Annotated in this window: 14 protein-coding genes, 7 tRNA genes and 3 rRNA genes; 22 read left to right on the top strand and 2 right to left on the bottom strand. The window is 53.9% G+C overall.

Annotated elements, in window-relative coordinates:
- The first annotated feature begins 25 nt into the window (after positions 1–25).
- The gene (locus tag J4772_RS32335) at positions 26–1,144 is read left to right on the top strand and encodes a P-loop NTPase (RefSeq protein ID WP_209073049.1); all 1,119 of its coding nucleotides are present in this window, start codon (positions 26–28) and stop codon (positions 1,142–1,144) included.
- A gap of 70 nt (positions 1,145–1,214) precedes the next feature.
- On the opposite strand, the gene gerD is transcribed toward J4772_RS32335, so the two are convergent.
- On the bottom strand, positions 1,215–1,898 hold the full coding sequence (gene gerD, locus J4772_RS32330; RefSeq protein WP_247740915.1) for a spore germination lipoprotein GerD: 684 nt from the start codon (positions 1,896–1,898) through the stop codon (positions 1,215–1,217).
- A gap of 133 nt (positions 1,899–2,031) precedes the next feature.
- On the opposite strand from gerD, the gene J4772_RS32325 reads away from it, so the two are divergent.
- The gene (locus J4772_RS32325) at positions 2,032–2,646 is read left to right on the top strand and encodes a KinB-signaling pathway activation protein (RefSeq protein ID WP_209073047.1); all 615 of its coding nucleotides are present in this window, start codon (positions 2,032–2,034) and stop codon (positions 2,644–2,646) included.
- On the opposite strand, the gene pdaB is transcribed toward J4772_RS32325, so the two are convergent.
- A complete protein-coding gene (pdaB, locus tag J4772_RS32320) occupies positions 2,639–3,439 on the bottom strand; it encodes a polysaccharide deacetylase family sporulation protein PdaB (RefSeq protein ID WP_116065589.1) in 801 nt (266 codons plus the stop codon). The genes J4772_RS32325 and pdaB overlap by 8 nt on opposite strands.
- 166 nt (positions 3,440–3,605) lie before the next feature.
- Between pdaB and J4772_RS32315 the strand changes: the two genes are divergently transcribed.
- The 20 genes from J4772_RS32315 (at position 3,606) to J4772_RS32220 (ending at position 18,775) form a co-directional block, all read left to right on the top strand.
- Positions 3,606–4,217: a stage II sporulation protein M gene (locus tag J4772_RS32315; RefSeq protein WP_116065590.1), complete on the top strand. Its 612-nt coding sequence runs from the start codon at positions 3,606–3,608 to the stop codon at positions 4,215–4,217.
- Between the two features lie 140 nt (positions 4,218–4,357).
- The gene (locus J4772_RS32310) at positions 4,358–4,588 is read left to right on the top strand and encodes a hypothetical protein (protein ID WP_116065591.1); all 231 of its coding nucleotides are present in this window, start codon (positions 4,358–4,360) and stop codon (positions 4,586–4,588) included.
- 317 nt (positions 4,589–4,905) lie between these two features.
- Positions 4,906–6,459, top strand: a 16S ribosomal RNA gene (locus J4772_RS32305).
- A 106-nt stretch (positions 6,460–6,565) separates the two neighbouring features.
- Positions 6,566–6,682, top strand: a 5S ribosomal RNA gene (rrf, locus tag J4772_RS32300).
- A 37-nt stretch (positions 6,683–6,719) separates the two neighbouring features.
- A tRNA-Ile gene (locus J4772_RS32295) sits at positions 6,720–6,796 on the top strand.
- 119 nt (positions 6,797–6,915) lie between these two features.
- Positions 6,916–9,957 (top strand): 23S ribosomal RNA (locus tag J4772_RS32290).
- Together the 16S, 23S and 5S rRNA genes with 7 tRNA genes alongside form the textbook arrangement of a ribosomal RNA operon.
- A gap of 131 nt (positions 9,958–10,088) precedes the next feature.
- Positions 10,089–10,165, top strand: a tRNA-Met gene (locus tag J4772_RS32285).
- Positions 10,166–10,179: 14 nt separating this feature from the next.
- Positions 10,180–10,255, top strand: a tRNA-Val gene (locus J4772_RS32280).
- 9 nt (positions 10,256–10,264) lie between these two features.
- A tRNA-Asp gene (locus J4772_RS32275) sits at positions 10,265–10,341 on the top strand.
- A 46-nt stretch (positions 10,342–10,387) separates the two neighbouring features.
- Positions 10,388–10,463 (top strand) — tRNA-Phe (locus J4772_RS32270).
- A 24-nt stretch (positions 10,464–10,487) separates the two neighbouring features.
- A tRNA-Tyr gene (locus tag J4772_RS32265) sits at positions 10,488–10,571 on the top strand.
- Between the two features lie 6 nt (positions 10,572–10,577).
- A tRNA-Lys gene (locus J4772_RS32260) sits at positions 10,578–10,653 on the top strand.
- A 413-nt stretch (positions 10,654–11,066) separates the two neighbouring features.
- Positions 11,067–12,116, top strand: a complete 1,050-nt coding sequence (locus J4772_RS32255; RefSeq protein ID WP_209073046.1) for a glycoside hydrolase family protein — start codon at positions 11,067–11,069, stop codon at positions 12,114–12,116.
- A 77-nt stretch (positions 12,117–12,193) separates the two neighbouring features.
- Positions 12,194–13,141: an MraY family glycosyltransferase gene (locus J4772_RS32250; RefSeq protein ID WP_209073045.1), complete on the top strand. Its 948-nt coding sequence runs from the start codon at positions 12,194–12,196 to the stop codon at positions 13,139–13,141.
- Positions 13,142–13,211: 70 nt separating this feature from the next.
- Positions 13,212–14,303, top strand: a complete 1,092-nt coding sequence (locus J4772_RS32245) for a PucR family transcriptional regulator (protein ID WP_209073044.1) — start codon at positions 13,212–13,214, stop codon at positions 14,301–14,303.
- Between the two features lie 90 nt (positions 14,304–14,393).
- Entirely contained in the window at positions 14,394–15,515 is a 1,122-nt protein-coding gene (locus J4772_RS32240) for an ABC transporter ATP-binding protein (RefSeq protein WP_209073043.1), read from the top strand.
- A 148-nt stretch (positions 15,516–15,663) separates the two neighbouring features.
- Entirely contained in the window at positions 15,664–16,596 is a 933-nt protein-coding gene (gene hprK, locus J4772_RS32235) for an HPr(Ser) kinase/phosphatase (protein ID WP_116064723.1), read from the top strand.
- Positions 16,597–16,613: 17 nt separating this feature from the next.
- A complete protein-coding gene (gene lgt, locus J4772_RS32230; RefSeq protein WP_209073042.1) occupies positions 16,614–17,669 on the top strand; it encodes a prolipoprotein diacylglyceryl transferase in 1,056 nt (351 codons plus the stop codon).
- Entirely contained in the window at positions 17,575–18,300 is a 726-nt protein-coding gene (gene ppaX / locus J4772_RS32225) for a pyrophosphatase PpaX (RefSeq protein ID WP_209073041.1), read from the top strand. The genes lgt and ppaX overlap by 95 nt, the downstream gene beginning before the upstream one ends.
- Positions 18,287–18,775, top strand: a complete 489-nt coding sequence (locus J4772_RS32220) for an acyltransferase (RefSeq protein WP_116064720.1) — start codon at positions 18,287–18,289, stop codon at positions 18,773–18,775. The genes ppaX and J4772_RS32220 overlap by 14 nt, the downstream gene beginning before the upstream one ends.
- The last annotated feature ends 112 nt before the right edge of the window (positions 18,776–18,887 follow it).

The raw sequence follows: 18,887 nt of genomic DNA, 5'->3' as shown, positions 1-18,887 counted from the left end.
ACTATTAAGTAATGGGGGTCGACTCGTGGTCACCAAAGAAAAGGTATTGGAAGCTCTGCAGCCCGTGCTTGAGCCCGCGCTTAAACGAAGCCTGACCGAATTGGGGCTCGTTCGAGATATAATGATTCGGGGGTCGGCCGTCTCGCTGACCGTCGTGCTGCATCCGGACAGCATGGGACAGGCATCCGCCATGGAGCAGGACGTCGTTAAGGCACTCTCAAGCGTAGTCGAAGGCACGCCTCATATTCGAGTTCGCGCGATGACGGAACTTGAGCTGTCGGAGGCGGGAGCGGGCGGGGAGAGCGCGGCGTCCAAGTCGTCGGCCAAGGCTCAGGAAGCGCCGATTAAAGGGCATGGCGCCGGTCTGGAGCAGCATACGATTCTTCATCCGGAGAGCGGCGTCGAGTTCATTGCCATCGCCAGCGGCAAAGGCGGCGTCGGCAAGTCTACGGTGACGGTAAACCTGGCTGTCGCCCTGGCGCGCCAAGGCAAGCGAGTAGGCCTGATCGACAGCGACATCTACGGATTCAGCGTGCCGGATATGATGGGCATTGAGGAGCGTCCGGTGCAGGTCGGCAACAAAATTCAGCCGATCGAACGCTTTGGGGTGAAGGTCATCTCGATGGGCTTCTTCGTCGAAGACAATAGTCCGATCGTCTGGCGCGGACCGATGCTTGGTAAGATGCTGCGCAATTTCTTCGCCGAGATCGATTGGGGAGAGCTGGATTACCTGCTGCTCGATTTGCCGCCGGGAACGGGAGATGTGGCGCTTGACGTTCACCAGATGATTCCGCAAAGCAAAGAAATCATCGTGACGACGCCTCATGCGACCGCAGCCTTCGTTGCGGCTCGGGCCGGAGCGATGGCCATCAAGACGAATCACGAGATTATCGGAGTCGTCGAGAACATGTCCTACTTCGAGAGCAAAGCGACGGGCGAAAGGGAATATGTATTCGGCAGAGGGGGCGGCGGCAAGCTGGCCGAGACGCTCGGCACCGATCTGCTGGCGCAATTTCCGCTCGGAGCTCCCGACAATCATCCGGCTGAACCGGATTTCTCCCCGTCGGTGTACAAGGCCGACTCGGAGATCGGGCGCGAATATCTAGCTCTGGCGCAGACGATCATCGACCGCTGCGCCAAATAATGAAGCAAAGGGGCTGTTTCCTGCTGCGGGCATATTGCCGCCGCGGGAAACAGCCCCACGTTGTCTAACTTTATTCACCGCCGCCGCTTTCCGAATCTCCGCTTCCGCCTTCGCCTTCTCCGCTTTCTTCCGCACCGCCGCTCTGATCCTTTTTCTCCTCTTTTTTCTGAGTCTTCGGAGTCAGTTCTTCCTTTACGACGCTTTGCAGAAGCTTAATAATTTCCAGCTTAAACAGCGGATTCTGCATTTGTTCGGTGACCGAGCTCATAATTACTTTGCGAACGTCGGGGTTTTTCATCGAATCGGTCAAAATTTTCGTCATTTCCGGTGTTTTAAACATGTCGACGAGTTCATGCTGATAAGCCGGATCCTTCATAAGATCTTTATGAATTTGTTTGTTGTCTTTGCTGACGGCTTTGGCAAACTCTCCTGCGAATTTGGGATCGCGCATAATGCCTTCCAATACGGTGGCATATTCCGGTGCAGTCAGGACGTCTTTAACGGCGAGTCGGACCTGGACCTGATCCGAAGGCGTCATGCTCTTCATTTGCAGCGTGCTTTCTCCATACTGGGCGTTAGACGCCTTTTCCATTGCTTTCTGACCTTCCTCGGAACCGAGGATGTCGACGACCATCGATTTGACTTCTTTATAACTGACTTGACCCCCGCCCCCGCCTCCGGACTCCTGCCCGCAGGACGTCACTAAGAGGGAGGCGCCCAGCAGACATCCTAACCATCGCAAGCGATATCGCATACCGACCATTCCCTTCATAGGGTTATGGCTGTAGTATGCTTCGACAACCTTGTGAATATAAGGAGTTGTTCATGGCTTTTTAGCTTGTTCATGGTAAAATGAAGGTTGAACATTCGGAGGAGGTTTCCTTAACTTGAGCTTACGAAAATGGATGAAATTATTCGGTATGACGATTGTGATCGGCGCTATTGTAACTGTGGTCGGGAGCGTATGCATTCAGCTGTTCAATCCTGATTTTCGCAACGTAGAGGCAAGCGGATGGTTGTCCTACGTGTTAATGATGGCTTTGATCGGAATGACTTTCGGCGCTTTTGCGCATATGGGCTTTTTCGCGTATATGATGTTGAATTATATCGCTCGCAGCATTTTCAAACGGCCTTATTATTGGGTGGCCATTCAAGGCTTTGTCGCTCTGTTCGTGCTGATTGAAATCGGTTATTGGACTTACGACACGAATTTTCCAAGCTTGACGTTCCTGGTCGTTCCGCTCGCGCTGCTGGTCGGTTCGGTGCTGGTTGCGTGGTTTAAAGTCAGCCAGACGGCGGCAGGAGCCTGGATTCCGACGATTTTCTTCATGGTCGCCATCACGGTGCTGGAGTCCATCCCCGCTTTCAGAACGGGGGACATCTCTTCCCTGCTGTACCAACTGCTCCCGCTATTTATCTGCAACGGGTATCAAATCATGCAATTGCATAAAATATTGGGACAGCCGTCCGGAGCCGGAGCGGCTGCCGCCTTAGCTAAATAAAGTAAGGAGAGGCCAGTTCGTTCCATGCGGAACGATCCTGCACGACTTTGCTTTTGGTCTCTGTCTGGTTGATCAATTGGGATACCGTAACAAATTCGTAACCTTTGGCGCGAAGCTGATCGATGATTTCGGGAAGCGCCTGATGCGTCTGCTTGCTGGAATCGCTGGCATGCAGCAGGACGATGTCGCCCTCGTGCGCCTTCTCGACGACTCGGTTTACGATCGTATCCACTCCGGGATTTTTCCAATCGAGAGAATCCGTATCCCACTGAACGACCTTGTAGTTAAGCTCGTCCGCGATGCGGAGCACGCGCTTGTCGAAATCCCCGTTGGGCAATCGGATCAACGACGGGGATTTGCCAGTCATATCCCTTAGAATGCCGTCCGCAATCGTGATTTGCCTGCGGATTTCCTCTTCGCTGTATTGACTGTAGTTGTCGTGCTTGTGACCGTGGCTGCCAATTTCGTAACCGGCATCCGCGATTTTTTTGACGAGATCGGGGTGCGCTTTGCTCCAAGGCGCAGACAAGAAAAAGGTGACGTTTTCCACGTTTTTGGCTTTCAAGACTTCCAGGATTGGTTCGGCTCGTTTTTCTCCCCAGCTAATGTCGAACGTAAGCGCAATCACCTTGCGGTCCGTCGGCACGTTGTATACGGCGGAGGGAGGATGCGGAGCAAAGACGCTCAGGTTGTTTTTTTCGACCCAGATCACGGCTACGGATAGCATGGCCGCCATAGTAAGAAAAAATGCCTTTTTAATGCGCCGCCCGTTAAATACGAAAAAGTGATTCATGGATTCGATCGGCTCCTTTCCGGAGGTTAAGATGGTTCGACGGCTTCGTTGCGCCTAAGACGGGACTGGCCGTAGAACTTGGATACTATCAATGTATGCTTGGCCCATAGAGATATTCGAATAGAGTTGAAGCTCACATCAGTCGTTCGATTGGGGGATAAAGCTAATGTTTACGCGTCAAGGCTTGCTGCTCTCATGGAGAGAAACGCGCCCGTATTTTATTTTTGCGGTTATTTTGTTTTTTGCCGGAATGGTCATTGGGGGGACGCCGAACGCGCCTACGGAATATCTGGAAAGCCAGCTCCAAGGAATCGCTACCCTTTCGAACTCGATCAAAAACTCCGACACACCTGAGATAATGGCGTTTCTTCTGATCACCGCGAATAACATTTTTGCTTCATTGATGGCAATGGGGATGGGCATTATTGCGGGGATTATGCCGATCTACACGCTGGTGGCCAACGGAATGGTTCTCGGCTACTTGTTGTCGCAATTCTCGGAAAGCGGAGAGAACATGTTCATGTTGATCGTCAAAGGCTTGCTGCCTCACGGTATTTTGGAGCTGCCAGCCGTATTCCTCGCTTGCGCGTTCGGAATAAGATTTGGTATGACGTTGATCAGGGGCGTGTTCGGTTCGGCATTCGGTAAAAAAGAACCTTGGCAGCCGTTCGTCCGAACGGCTACGGGAGCGTTACCGGCTATAATCGTTGTCGTCGTTTTGCTGCTGCTTGGCGCCGTTGTGGAGAGTACGGTTACTTTCTGGCTAATGAAGCCTTGAAGTTAAGTAGGGCGATTTCTCCAGATCGATGTCATAAAGTTGGCAGAAAAGGAGCATAACAGTAGAACGCGCCGGAGTTTGCCCGCGACCTGTCGGGCGAAGGCTCCGGCCTTCTAATTACGGGAGGATGATTCCGTTCTATGCTCGGTATGATGTTTACGGATAAGGAATGCAAGGAGTTCGATTACTTGCTTCGCAAGGAAATGGACGAGATGCTGCTCGATATGAGCGATCGTCGGTTAGACGGACCTGTAAAAGATGCAATTACAAGGCGGTACAAAATCATCTTCCGCATGTACGCGCGCATTGCTCCGCCAAGGGAATTATCGCGTTATGCGCTAGGGTTAAAGCAGCAAACTCATAAATCTTGAAAAAAATCGAATCTAGAGCTTGACCAGCGCTATTAAATTGTGGTAAATTAGCTTTCGCCCCGCTTTTAGAGGGGACGAGCGGACAATCTTCGAAATAACGGCAAAAAAGTTTTTGAAAAAAACTATTGCCAAGAGGTAGTCAGCTGTGATACATTATAAAGGTCGCTGTTAACGCGGTGACGGAATAAAGCAACACTGAGAAACACCGATTGTTCTTTGAAAACTGAACATTGAGCGTAAGAAACAAAAACGTCGGAAGACGGCTTCGGTCGTCGGAAGGCAAACCAGCAATAAAGTAATGAGCCTTCTGGCTCTCTATTATGGAGAGTTTGATCCTGGCTCAGGACGAACGCTGGCGGCGTGCCTAATACATGCAAGTCGAGCGGATCTCTGATGGAGCTTGCTCCTGATGAGGTTAGCGGCGGACGGGTGAGTAACACGTAGGCAACCTGCCCCCAAGATCGGGATAACATTCGGAAACGAATGCTAAGACCGGATACACGGTTTGGTCGCATGACCGGATCGGGAAACACGGAGCAATCTGTGGCTTGAGGATGGGCCTGCGGCGCATTAGCTAGTTGGTGGGGTAACGGCTCACCAAGGCGACGATGCGTAGCCGACCTGAGAGGGTGAACGGCCACACTGGGACTGAGACACGGCCCAGACTCCTACGGGAGGCAGCAGTAGGGAATCTTCCACAATGGGCGAAAGCCTGATGGAGCAACGCCGCGTGAGTGAGGAAGGCTTTCGGGTCGTAAAGCTCTGTTGCCAGGGAAGAATAAGGATCATTTAACTGATGATCCGATGACGGTACCTGAGAAGAAAGCCCCGGCTAACTACGTGCCAGCAGCCGCGGTAATACGTAGGGGGCAAGCGTTGTCCGGAATTATTGGGCGTAAAGCGCGCGCAGGCGGCTCTTTAAGTCTGGTGTTTAAGTGCGGGGCTCAACCCCGTGACGCACTGGAAACTGGGGAGCTTGAGTGCAGAAGAGGAGAGCGGAATTCCACGTGTAGCGGTGAAATGCGTAGAGATGTGGAGGAACACCAGTGGCGAAGGCGGCTCTCTGGACTGTAACTGACGCTGAGGCGCGAAAGCGTGGGGAGCAAACAGGATTAGATACCCTGGTAGTCCACGCCGTAAACGATGAGTGCTAGGTGTTGGGGGTATCATGCCCTCGGTGCCGAAGTTAACACATTAAGCACTCCGCCTGGGGAGTACGGTCGCAAGACTGAAACTCAAAGGAATTGACGGGGACCCGCACAAGCAGTGGAGTATGTGGTTTAATTCGAAGCAACGCGAAGAACCTTACCAGGTCTTGACATCCCTCTGAATCCGGTAGAGATATCGGCGGCCTTCGGGACAGAGGAGACAGGTGGTGCATGGTTGTCGTCAGCTCGTGTCGTGAGATGTTGGGTTAAGTCCCGCAACGAGCGCAACCCTTGAACTTAGTTGCCAGCACGTTATGGTGGGCACTCTAGGTTGACTGCCGGTGACAAACCGGAGGAAGGCGGGGATGACGTCAAATCATCATGCCCCTTATGACCTGGGCTACACACGTACTACAATGGCCGGTACAAAGGGCCGCGAAGCCGCGAGGTGGAGCCAATCCCAACAAAGCCGGTCTCAGTTCGGATTGCAGGCTGCAACTCGCCTGCATGAAGTCGGAATTGCTAGTAATCGCGGATCAGCATGCCGCGGTGAATACGTTCCCGGGTCTTGTACACACCGCCCGTCACACCACGAGAGTTTACAACACCCGAAGTCGGTGGGGTAACCCGCAAGGGAGCCAGCCGCCGAAGGTGGGGTAGATGATTGGGGTGAAGTCGTAACAAGGTAGCCGTATCGGAAGGTGCGGCTGGATCACCTCCTTTCTAAGGAGCTCTTCGGAGCTAATCAAAGTCCACGGTCCGCAAGGAAGTGGCAAACGTTTCTTACGCTCATGTTCAGTTTTGAAAGAGCAATCTTTCGCAAAACCGGTTTGGTGATGACGGCGGAGGGGTTCCACGCGTACCCATCCCGAACACGACCGTTAAGCCCTCCAGCGCCAATGGTACTTGGACCGCAGGGTCCTGGGAGAGTAGGACGTTGCCAAGCCGGGCATGCTATTTTCTGCGCAAGCGGAAAGATGCGATGGCCTTTAGCTCAGCTGGTTAGAGCGCACCCCTGATAAGGGTGAGGTCGGTGGTTCGAGTCCACTAAGGCCAACCAATTTCATAACCCCTTGCACCTTGAAAACTGGATATCGAACCAAACTGCATACAATCTAACGATTGCATGCTGCGCGAAGAAGAATGAAGCATCTCTGCCTTACTAGTGTCAAACGACTGGGTTAAGCTAATAAGTGCGCACGGAGGATGCCTAGGCGCCAGGAGCCGATGAAGGACGCGACGAACAGCGATATGCTTCGGGGAGCTGTAAGTGAGCTTTGATCCGGAGATTTCCGAATGGGGAAACCCAGCTATCGTAATGGATAGTTACCTTCGAGTGAATACATAGCTCGTCGGAGGCATACCAGGGGAACTGAAACATCTAAGTACCCTGAGGAAGAGAAAACAACAGTGATTCCGTCAGTAGCGGCGAGCGAAAGCGGATTAGCCCAAACCAGAGGGCTTGCTCTCTGGGGTTGTAGGACGTCTCACATGGAGTGATAAAAGAGCATATTAGGCGAAGAGGTCTGGAAAGGCCTGCCACAGAAGGTAAAAGCCCTGTAGCCGAAAGTGTGTTCTCTCCGAGACGGATCCTGAGTACCGCGGGACACGTGAAACCCCGTGGGAATCCGGCAGGACCATCTGCCAAGGCTAAATACTCCCTGGCGACCGATAGCGAAGCAGTACCGTGAGGGAAAGGTGAAAAGCACCGCGGGAGCGGAGTGAAAGAGAACCTGAAACCGTGCGCTTACAAGAAGTCAGAGCCCGATCTAGGGGTGATGGCGTGCCTTTTGTAGAATGAACCGGCGAGTTACGTTCACGTGCAAGGTTAAGCTGATGAGGCGGAGCCGAAGGGAAACCGAGTCTGAATAGGGCGCTTAAGTACGTGGTCGTAGACCCGAAACCGTGTGATCTACCCCTGTGCAGGGTGAAGGTGCGGTAACACGCACTGGAGGCCCGAACTCGTGAGCGTTGAAAAGCTCTGGGATGACGTGGGGGTAGGGGAGAAATTCCAATCGAACTCGGAGATAGCTGGTTCTCCCCGAAATAGCTTTAGGGCTAGCCTCGAGGTTGAGCATCATGGAGGTAGAGCACTGATTGGGTGCGGGGCCCGCCAAGGGTTACCAAGTCCAGTCAAACTCCGAATGCCATGGATGTATACTCGGGAGTCAGACGGCGAGTGCTAAGATCCGTCGTCAAGAGGGAAAGAGCCCAGATCATCAGCTAAGGTCCCCAAGTGTGTGTTAAGTGGGAAAGGATGTGGAGTTGCGAAGACAACCAGGATGTTGGCTTAGAAGCAGCCACCATTTAAAGAGTGCGTAATAGCTCACTGGTCGAGTGACTCTGCGCCGAAAATGTAACGGGGCTAAACACACCACCGAAGCTATGGCATGTCGTAGTCTTCACTTTGTTCTGGTTAAGCACCGGGACATTTCGTCAGAATCAACCGCTAAGGTTGTTCAAGGATTCTGACCAAATGCGCCCAGCTAAGCACACCAGGGTGAAGTGAAGACTACGACTTGGGTAGGGGAGCGTTGAATGCGGGTAGAAGTCAGACCGGAAGGACTGGTGGACTGCATTCAAGTGAGAATGCCGGTATGAGTAACGAAAAGACAGGTGAGAATCCTGTCCGCCGAAAGCCTAAGGGTTCCTGGGGTAGGTTCGTCCGCCCAGGGTAAGTCGGGACCTAAGGCGAGGCCGAAAGGCGTAGTCGATGGACAACAGGTTGAAATTCCTGTACCACCGTAATCCGTTATGAGCGATGGGGGGACGCAGGAGGGAAGCGACGCGAGCCGATGGATGTGCTCGTCCAAGCAGTGAGAGGGGTATGTAGGCAAATCCGCATACTGTAACCTTGAGCTGTGATGGGGAGGGAAAATCACAGTACCGAAGGTCGTACACCCACGCTGCCAAGAAAAGCCTCTAGCCAGGAGAAGGTGCCCGTACCGTAAACCGACACAGGTGGGCGAGATGAGAATTCTAAGGCGCGCGGAAGAACTCTCGTTAAGGAACTCGGCAAAATGACCCCGTAACTTCGGGAGAAGGGGTGCCTCGGTAGGGTGAATAGCCCGAGGGGGCCGCAGTGAAGAGGCCCAAGCGACTGTTTAGCAAAAACACAGGTCTGTGCGAAGCCGTAAGGCGAAGTATACGGGCTGACGCCTGCCCGGTGCTGGAAGGTTAAGGGGAGTGGTTAGGGGCAACCCGAAGCTGTGAACCGAAGCCCCAGTAAACGGCGGCCGTAACTATAACGGTCCTAAGGTAGCGAAATTCCTTGTCAGGTAAATTCTGACCCGCACGAATGGCGTAACGACTTGGGCGCTGTCTCAACGAGAGATCCGGTGAAATTTTAGTACCTGTGAAGATGCAGGTTACCCGCGACGTGACGGAAAGACCCCATGGAGCTTTACTGTAGCTTGATATTGAACTTTGGTACGGTCTGTACAGGATAGGTGGGAGCCGATGAAGCTGGGGCGCAAGCCTCAGTGGAGGCGCCGTTGGGATACCACCCTGATCGTATCGGAGTTCTAACCTGCTGCCCTGAATCGGGCAGAGGGACCGTGTCAGGCGGACAGTTTGACTGGGGCGGTCGCCTCCTAAAAAGTAACGGAGGCGCTCTAAGGTTCCCTCAGCGCGGTTGGAAATCGCGCGAAGAGTGCAAAGGCATAAGGGAGCTTGACTGCGAGACCTACAAGTCGAGCAGGGAGGAAACTCGGACTTAGTGATCCGGTGGTACCGAATGGAAGGGCCATCGCTCAACGGATAAAAGCTACCCTGGGGATAACAGGCTTATCTCCCCCAAGAGTCCACATCGACGGGGAGGTTTGGCACCTCGATGTCGGCTCATCGCATCCTGGGGCTGAAGTAGGTCCCAAGGGTTGGGCTGTTCGCCCATTAAAGCGGTACGCGAGCTGGGTTCAGAACGTCGTGAGACAGTTCGGTCCCTATCTGTCGCGGGCGTAGGAAATTTGAGAGGGGCTGTCCTTAGTACGAGAGGACCGGGATGGACGCACCGCTGGTGTACCAGTTGTTCCGCCAGGAGCATCGCTGGGTAGCCAAGTGCGGAAGGGATAAGCGCTGAAAGCATCTAAGCGCGAAGCCTGCCTCAAGATGAGATTTCCCAATTCGTAAGACCCCTGGAAGAACACCAGGTTGATAGGCTCGGGGTGGAAGCGCAGCAATGTGTGGAGCTGACGAGTACTAATCGGTCGAGGGCTTATCCTAACATCGTGCGATGCAAATCGCTACGAACAATGCGCGAGTTTGGTTCGTATCCGGTTTTCAGGGCGCAAGCCTTGCGAATTGAAACAAACGTGTATCGGTTCAGGTATCGTGCCGAATCGTGTACTCGATGTGGCGGCGTAGCTCAGCTGGCTAGAGCATTCGGTTCATACCCGGAGGGTCAGGGGTTCAAGTCCCTTCGCCGCTACCATACCTTATTCCCATGGAGGCTTAGCTCAGCTGGGAGAGCATCTGCCTTACAAGCAGAGGGTCGGGGGTTCGATCCCCTCAGCCTCCACCATAACAATGCGGAGCCGTGGTGTAGAGGCCTAACATGCCTGCCTGTCACGCAGGAGACCGCGGGTTCGAATCCCGTCGGCTCCGCCATTTATTTTCCGATTATGCATCGGTTGCCTTTAACAGGGACAAGCAAGGCTCGATAGCTCAGCTGGTAGAGCAGAGGACTGAAAATCCTCGTGTCGGCGGTTCGATTCCGTCTCGAGCCACCATTCGTTTCATCGGGTTTCAAATATGGAGGGTTAGCGAAGTGGCCAAACGCGGGAGACTGTAAATCTCTTCCTTCGGGTTCGGTGGTTCGAATCCATCACCCTCCACCATTACCCGAGCCATTAGCTCAGTTGGTAGAGCACCTGACTTTTAATCAGGGTGTCGAAGGTTCGAGTCCTTCATGGCTCACCAGTTTTTGAACTGACAGCAGACGTTGATACGTCTGCTTTTTTGATTTATGCACAGCAGGAGGCGTAACAATTTAGGCGGAAACCCGCTTAAGAAGAAGCCCACGATAATTTGGCCGCCGAGTGGGGCCGATATAGGAGAATTTAAGGTGGAATACCCGTCCTAATTTGGCTAAAAGAGCAAAGTAAGTTGATTTAGAGTGGAAAATTCTACTTAATTTTCCCAAAACGGAAGAATTCCAGGAATAGAGCGGAAAACCCGCCTTAAAAAGCTCAAAAATAGTGCGGCCGCGAATTTAAAGCGGTTTTTCAGCTTTAAAACTACAGCGTGTACTCCCTCATCAGCGAATCGAGCGGGGGATTTGATTGCCGTCGATCGTTGGCAAAACAAATGGAGATATAAGGAGAGATCAAGGCGTGACAAATCCGATTTTCGAACGGCTGATGCCGGCTCCTGCAGGGGGCGGTTACTGTGAAAAGGACCATTATATATGGTGCGGCTCTTGTGTGCGAGGCGAGGATGGGCGTTATCATCTGTTCGCATCCCGGTGGAGCAAGGAGTTGGGCTTCGGGAGCAACTGGCTATTCAATTGCGAAGTCGTAAGGGCCTCCAGCGATGTTCCGGAAGGACCCTACAAGTATGAGGAGACCGTGCTGAGTCGAAGGGATCGTTCGTTTTTCGACGGAATGAGCCAGCATAATCCATATATTCAATACTGGAATGGCACCTACTATCTTTACTATATGGGGACTACATACGGAGGCCCGATTCCGGGACCTGGAGACGAGGTGCCGGGGGAACGGCAAATCGAGGTGTGGAACAACAAACGGATCGGACTGGCCGTAGCCTCGTCAATATTCGGTCCGTGGACACGACGGGATACGCCGTTGCTGGAGCCGCGTTTGGGCCATTGGGACTGCACAGTGACGACAAACCCCGCTGTGACGATTTTGCCCGACGGAAGGACCTATATGATTTACAAGTCGAGAGAGTACGCAGGCGCCACGTTGCAGCTCGGTATTGCGGCCGCGGATAGCCCGGAAGGCCCTTTTCGCCGACTGACGGACGATCCGATCCTGGGCTTCTCCGATCCGGATCTTCATGTGGAGGACCCTTTCCTATGGTATTCGGACGGGATGTTCCATCTGCTGATCAAGGACGATAGCAAGAACGGATCGTATGGACTGACAGGCGAGTGGGGAGCCGGAGTGTATGCGACGAGCGAGGATTGTATTGAGTGGCGGATCCATCCCGATCCGAAGGCTTACTCCAGAACGGTGATCTGGGAGGATGGCACGCTTACGGAGATGTGCAACCTGGAGAGACCGTACTTGTTGATTCAGAACGGACAACCGACGCATTTGTTTGCGGCAGCGGGTACGGGAGAAGGCCCCTACCAATTCGAGCATACCCGGAGTGTGGTTATCCCTCTGTCGTCGGATAAAGCGAAAAAAACAGGGGAGTAGAAATAGCCCGGGTGTTTTGAATGTCTTTGGGGAAAAGTAAGGGAAATCGTCGAGCAACCGATCAGGAGGATTTCCCGATGATCTACCTTTACGCGTGTGGCCTTTCTTTTCTGCTCGTGCTCTTGACGGTCCCTGCCATAAGGGAACTCGCTCTTAAAATCGGTTTCGTGGATCGTCCGACCAAGCGGAAGGTGCATTCGAAGCCCATTCCTCTCAGCGGCGGTCTGGCTATCTATGCTGGAGTCATTGCGGCTGTATGGGCATTCCTCGGAAGCGGTCCGAAGCTGGGCGCGCTGGCGCTCGGGGGAGGGCTGCTCGTAGCCGTGGGTTTGATCGACGACGCCTTTAAGGCCTACGGCAAGGAGTTTCCGGTGTGGCCGAGACTGATCGCTTATATCGGCGTGTCGCTCATTCCGTCCGCATTCGGAATTTCGATTGCCGGCATTTCGGCGCCGTCTCGTTCCGCGATGATCCTGTTTTCCCCGGGCTGGGCGGCCTTCTTTACTCTGCTATGGGTATTCGCACTTATTAATATGCTCAACTTCATCGATGGGGTCGACGGCTTGGCTTCCGGCGTAACCGCGATCTCCTCGATGACGTTGTTCGCCGCCTCGCTCCTATTCTCACATAAAGACACCGCGCTCATAGCCATTGCGCTCTCCGGCGCTTGCCTGGCTTTCCTCGCGTACAATTTTCACCCCGCCCGTATTTTCATGGGAGACGCGGGTGCGACCTTCCTGGGGTACACGCTTGCGGTAACGGCCGTGGACGGTACGCTCAAGGGAGCGACGCTGCTGTCCCTATCGGTTCCGATGCTCGCTCTTGGCGTGCCCATCCTGGATACGATGATCGTATTTTCGCGCAGATTGCTCGAAGGCAAAGGCCTGCATCGAGCAGACAATCTGCACACCCATCACAGTCTGATGAAGTGGGGACTGACTCAGGTTCAGACCGTAAGCTTCCTTTATCTGATCGCGGCAGTGTTCTCGCTATTGTCGATCGTCGTGCTGCTCATTCTTCGTTGAATCGCCCGGCCAGCGTCAAATATGGTACAATGACGCATATCGCTATCTTTGCTGACAAGGGGCTTCAACGATGAACAAAACCAAGTTGCAGGAGCTGAGCAAGCTGCTCGACGTGACGGTCGTCGCCAAAGTGCTGACCGGAGCCGAATGGCAGAAGGAGGGCGGCGAGAAGCACCCCGAAGCCGGAGACGCCATTCAGACGGACTCGGGCTGTTTGATGATCGCGCGCGTTAACGGCTCCGAGCTTCATTGCGTCGAGATTAGCACCGTGCTGACTCCGCTCGAGAAACGGCTTCTGAGCTGGGCGATTCGTCAAGGAAACATGCGCCCTGTTTCGGCGGCCTCCGATTTGGAACGTCAAGCCAGACGATTCGGGGAATGGGTCCAGCAGTCGGTGGCGGCGGGCGAGTGGAGAGCCGAGGTTCCCGAGCGCATGGAGCTGCGCAATCGGCTATTCGATGGAATGGTGCCGTTCCTTTTGTCATGCGAGCAAGTGGAAGACAAGGAACCGTCGTACAGCGAGCTGGAGAAGACGATTCGGACGTATATTCCGGAAGACACGCTGTTGATTCCTCTTCGGGAGCACGAATGGCTCGTGCTCACCAGCGACAGCGTCTTGTCCGAGGCGGATGCGGACGGGGACGAGGAAATCGGCCATGAAGAGACGAAGGAGCTGCTTGCTTCGTTGGCTCAAGGGCTGCACGAGCTGATCACGACCGAATGGGGCGGAGAGTGCCACATCGCGGTGGGGGAGCCGATCGTGCCGTCGGAGAACGTCGTACGCATCGTCGCTACGCTGAGGGAAACGACTTTCCTGGGCCGTAAGTTCCATGTAGGGATGCAGATCCATCTGCCGTGGCTCGTTCATCTCGAAAGGCTGCTCAGCGGCATTCCCGAGACGGTTCGTTCCCGGTTTGTCGAAGAGATGATGGGCAGGCCCGATCTGTTCACCGATTCGGAGACGGTCGCTACGCTGGACGCGTTCTTCTCGATGGACTGCAATGTAAGCGAAACCGCCAAAAAGCTGTTTATTCACCGCAACACGCTGCTGTACCGGCTGGACAAGATCAAAAACGAGGCGGGATTGGACGTGCGTTCCTTCAACGACGCCGTTCTTGTCCGGATCTTGCTGCTATTGTACAAAGTCACGAAAAGGAAATGAATTTTTTGTACGCTTTGTGCATAGTCATCTGGCCCGGCCTTAAGGTAAGATAGTCATGTACCTTCAAACGAAGTTTAGGGGGAAATGTACATGGCAGGCGTTCGTTTAGAAAGCGTGTATAAAAAATATCCGGGATCCGATAAAGCATCGGTAACCGACTTTAACCTGGACATCCAGGACAAAGAGTTTCTCGTTCTCGTAGGTCCTTCCGGCTGCGGAAAATCCACAACGCTGCGTATGATCGCAGGACTTGAAGAAATCTCCGAAGGCAAGCTGTATATCGGCGACCGTGTCGTGAACGACGTCGCTCCGAAAGACCGCGATATCGCGATGGTATTCCAATCTTACGCTCTGTATCCTCATATGAACGTGTATCAGAACATGGCGTTCGGTCTGAAACTGCGTAAATTCCGCAAAGACGAGATCGATCGTCGCGTACGCGAAGCTGCTCGCACGCTGGAAATCGAGCACTTGCTCGACCGTAAGCCGAAGGCTCTCTCCGGCGGTCAGCGTCAACGTGTCGCCCTGGGACGCGCAATCGTTCGTGAGCCTCAAGTGTTCCTGATGGACGAACCGCTTTCCAACTTGGATGCTAAGCTGCGTACGCAAATGCGCGCGAACATCTCCAAATTGATGAAGCGTCTTGAGACGACTTGTATCTACGTAACGCATGACCAAACGGAAGCCATGACGATGGGCGATCGTATCGTCGTTATGAAAGACGGCTTCATTCAGCAAGCCGCTACTCCGGATGTTCTGTACAACCACCCGATCAACCTGTTTGTTGCCGGCTTTATCGGCGCTCCTGCGATGAACTTCATCACGGGCCAACTGGTTGAAGAAGGCGGCTCCGTACGTTTCCGCGCTACGGGCTTCAACGTTGAAGTTACGGAAGGCAAAGCGAAAGTGCTGCGCGCTAAAGGCTACATCGGTCGTGAGATCATCCTTGGCGTACGTCCAGAGGACCTTCACGAAGAACCCGTATTCATCGAAGCTTCCCCGAACACTGTCGTTAACGCGACGATCGAGGTTGCCGAGAACCTGGGTCACGAGCAGTATCTGTACCTGAACGGTCTGGGCAAAGAGAACGTCATTGCTCGTGTAGACGGACGTTCCGGTCTTCGCGAGAACCAAAACATCAAGCTCGCGATCGACATGAACAAAATCCATATTTTCGACAAAGACTCGGAACTGAACATTTTCGAGAACTAATAGATCGGTAAGAGCGGAAACCGTTCGGCCAATGGCCGGACGGTTTTTGTCACTTGGTCAGCTTTATATAGGTTAGAGAAAGTATAAATTGATTTGTCCGATTATTTTCGATACGATAAATAGGGGAAAACAGGAAAGGAGCTGTACGATGGCCAAGAAAGTGAGAGTATCCGAGCTCGTGCAGCAATTTCACCTCGAAATTGTGGCCGGCGAAGACGGATTGCGGCGCACTATTGTAACGGATGATCTTAATCGTCCTGGCTTGGAAATGGCCGGCTATTTCAATTACTATCCGGCGGAGCGGGCGCAGATGTTAGGCCGTACGGAGCTCGCGTTCCTGGAAACATTGACTTCGGAAGAACGGCGCGACCGGATGGAGCGGCTGTGCCATGAGGAAACGCCTTGCATTATCATTACGCGCGGACAGGACATCCCGGGCGAACTCGTTGAGATTGCGAATGAACGTCATTTTCCGGTGCTGCGAAGCTCGGTCGCGACGACGATCCTGTTAAGTCGGATTACGACTTTCCTGGAGAAAAAATTGGCGCCTTCGGCGACGATTCACGGCGTACTCGTGGACGTCTACGGCGTAGGCATGCTCATTACCGGAGGCAGCGGCATCGGCAAGAGCGAGACGGCGCTGGAACTGGTCAAACGCGGCCATCGGCTGATTGCGGACGATGCGGTCGAAATTCGACAGACGGCGGACAATCATCTGTTCGGCACGTCCCCTGAGCTGATTCGGCATTTGCTGGAAATTCGCGGCTTGGGTATCTTAAACGTAATGACGTTGTTCGGTGCGGGAGCGGTGAAAAATCAGACGAGCATCAGCCTAGTCGTTCGTCTGGAAAACTGGCAGCAGGACAAGCAGTACGATCGTCTCGGACTGGACGAGGAGACGACCAAGATTATCGAGACGGAAGTGCCGCTGCTCACTGTTCCGGTAAGGCCGGGACGAAATCTGGCGGTCATTCTGGAAGTGGCGGCTATGAATTATCGCCTTAAGCGGATGGGATACAATGCGGCGCAGCAGTTCACGAACAAGCTAACCGAAGCGATATCCGAGGACGACTACGAATAATCGAGTGGAGGAAGACGATGTTTACGATGCTGCTCAATCCGATCGCGTTCTCGATCGGCTCTCTGGATGTACATTGGTACGGCATCATTTTGGGGTCGGCGGCTTTGGCGGGCCTTTTGCTTGCGGTGCAGGAAGGAAAGCGCTTCGGCCTGAACGCCGACTTTTTCCTGGACTTGCTGTTAATCGGGGTTCCATCATCCATTATCGTCGCGCGGCTGTATTATGTTGCGTTCAAATGGGACTACTACCAGGCGAATCCGGGCGAGATCATCCAGATATGGAACGGCGGAATCGCCATCTACGGAGCGTTGATCGGCGCGCTGCTCAGCGGTTTTTTCTACATAAGGGCCAAAGGCTACAGCTTCTTAAGAATCGCGGACATCTGCGCGCCCTCGCTGCTGATCGGGCAAATGATCGGACGCTGGGGCAACTTCGTTAATCAGGAGGCTTACGGCGGAGAGGTGGAGGAGTCGTTCCTGCGCGATACGCTGCATATTCCGGGCTTTATCGTGAATCAGATGAACGTCGAGGGAGTGTTCCATCACCCGACTTTCCTGTACGAATCGCTGTGGAGCCTGCTCGGCCTCGTTGTGTTGTTCGTGATCAGACGCCGCAATTTCCTGAAGAAAGGCGAGCTGCTGTTTACCTACTTCATCTGGTATTCCATAGGCCGCTTCTTTATTGAGGCGCTTCGTACCGACAGCTTGGCCTTTAAGGGGCCGGAGTGGCTTAAGTCGGTGCTCGACGCGCTATGGTCTCCGATGACGGCCGTCTTCGAGCAAGGCTATTTGAATCCGGCTGAGGGCAATATCCGGATTTCTCAGTTACTTGCGCTTCTGCTCGTCCTTGGCGGTATCATTTTGATCGTGGCGAGAAGAACGATGGGATACGTAGCGGAGAGGTACAACGACCCGCTAGTTAATTTCAAAACCGGGAAAACCGCGTCGCAGACGCGCGAAGAAACGGAGAACAGCAAGAATGACGCAAACAAGAACGACTCCAACGACGCAGACGGAGGAAACGGCGTCGGCGGCACGGAAGCCCCAAGCGAAAATCACGACCGTCCTGTTTGATCTCGACGGTACGATTATCGATACGAACGAACTGATCATTCAGTCTTTCATGCATGCGCTGATCGGTCATGTTCCCGCAAGCTTCGGGAGGGAGCATATCATCCCGTCGATGGGAGAGCCGCTGTCCGTGCAGATGAAGCATTTTACCGGGAGAGAAGATGTAGCGACGCTAGTAGGCGCTTACCGGGATTACAATCTGCTTAAGCATGACGAGATGGTATCGCTCTTCCCCGGCGTGAAGGAAACGATCGAACAGCTTCATCGGCAGGGCATTCGGCTTGGCGTCGTGACGACGAAGATGAGGGAGACGACGCTTCGCGCGCTTAAGCTGCTGGAGATCTATTCCTATATGGATACGATCGTGACGTTGGACGATGTGGACAACGCCAAGCCGCATCCCGAGCCGGTGGCGAAAGCGGTAGCCGCGCTTGGCGCGGAAGCCTCGAAGACTCTGATGGTGGGAGACAGCTCCGTCGACATCGTGTCGGCGCTCCGGGCGGGGGCCGTTCCCGTCGGCGTGGCATGGTCGCTCAAAGGCGAGGAGCTGCTGCGCAGTTCCGGGGCATCGTATATCATCAAGGAGATGGACGAACTGCTGACCCTATGCGGAATCGGAAATGAGGGTGCTTGAGTTGAGGAACGTGGAGCGGTATCCGGTGGAAGGGGCGAATGCGCTGTGGCAGGTGTACCGCACGGTGTCCCGGTTCAAGGCGGTTCGCAATTTTGTCTTCATCCAGATCGCGCGATACTGCCCGAGCTTGCCGGTTAAAAACTGGATTTACAGGCGCATCCTCGGAATGAAAGTCGGGCGGCATACGGCGTTTGCGCTCATGGTAATGGTGGACGTCTTCTTCCCCGAGCGAATTACGGTTGGAGATAACACGATCATCGGCTATAATTCGACGCTGTTGACGCACGAATACTTGATTGAAGAATACCGTCTGGGAGATATCCGGATCGGCTCTAACGTGATGATCGGGGCAAACGTAACGGTTCTGCCGGGAGTGACGATCGGAGACGGTGCGGTCGTTGCGGCCGGTGCGGTTGTTCATAAGGATGTTGCGCCTGGAATGAGAGTAGGGGGCAATCCTCTCAGGGAGTTGTAGGTTAGGCGCGCGAATCACCGCCTTGCTGCCGATGACGGCAACGGGCGGTTTTTTTGATTTCCTGCGGCAGTCCTTACAGGCGCAGGCGAGGATTGACTCGAATAGAGCGACA

Source organism: Cohnella sp. LGH, from assembly GCF_017671885.1.
In the GTDB taxonomy this organism is placed as follows: domain Bacteria; phylum Bacillota; class Bacilli; order Paenibacillales; family Paenibacillaceae; genus Cohnella; species Cohnella phaseoli.
Note: the sequence above shows the minus strand (reverse complement) of the source record. Positions and strands in the feature narration are given on the sequence as shown.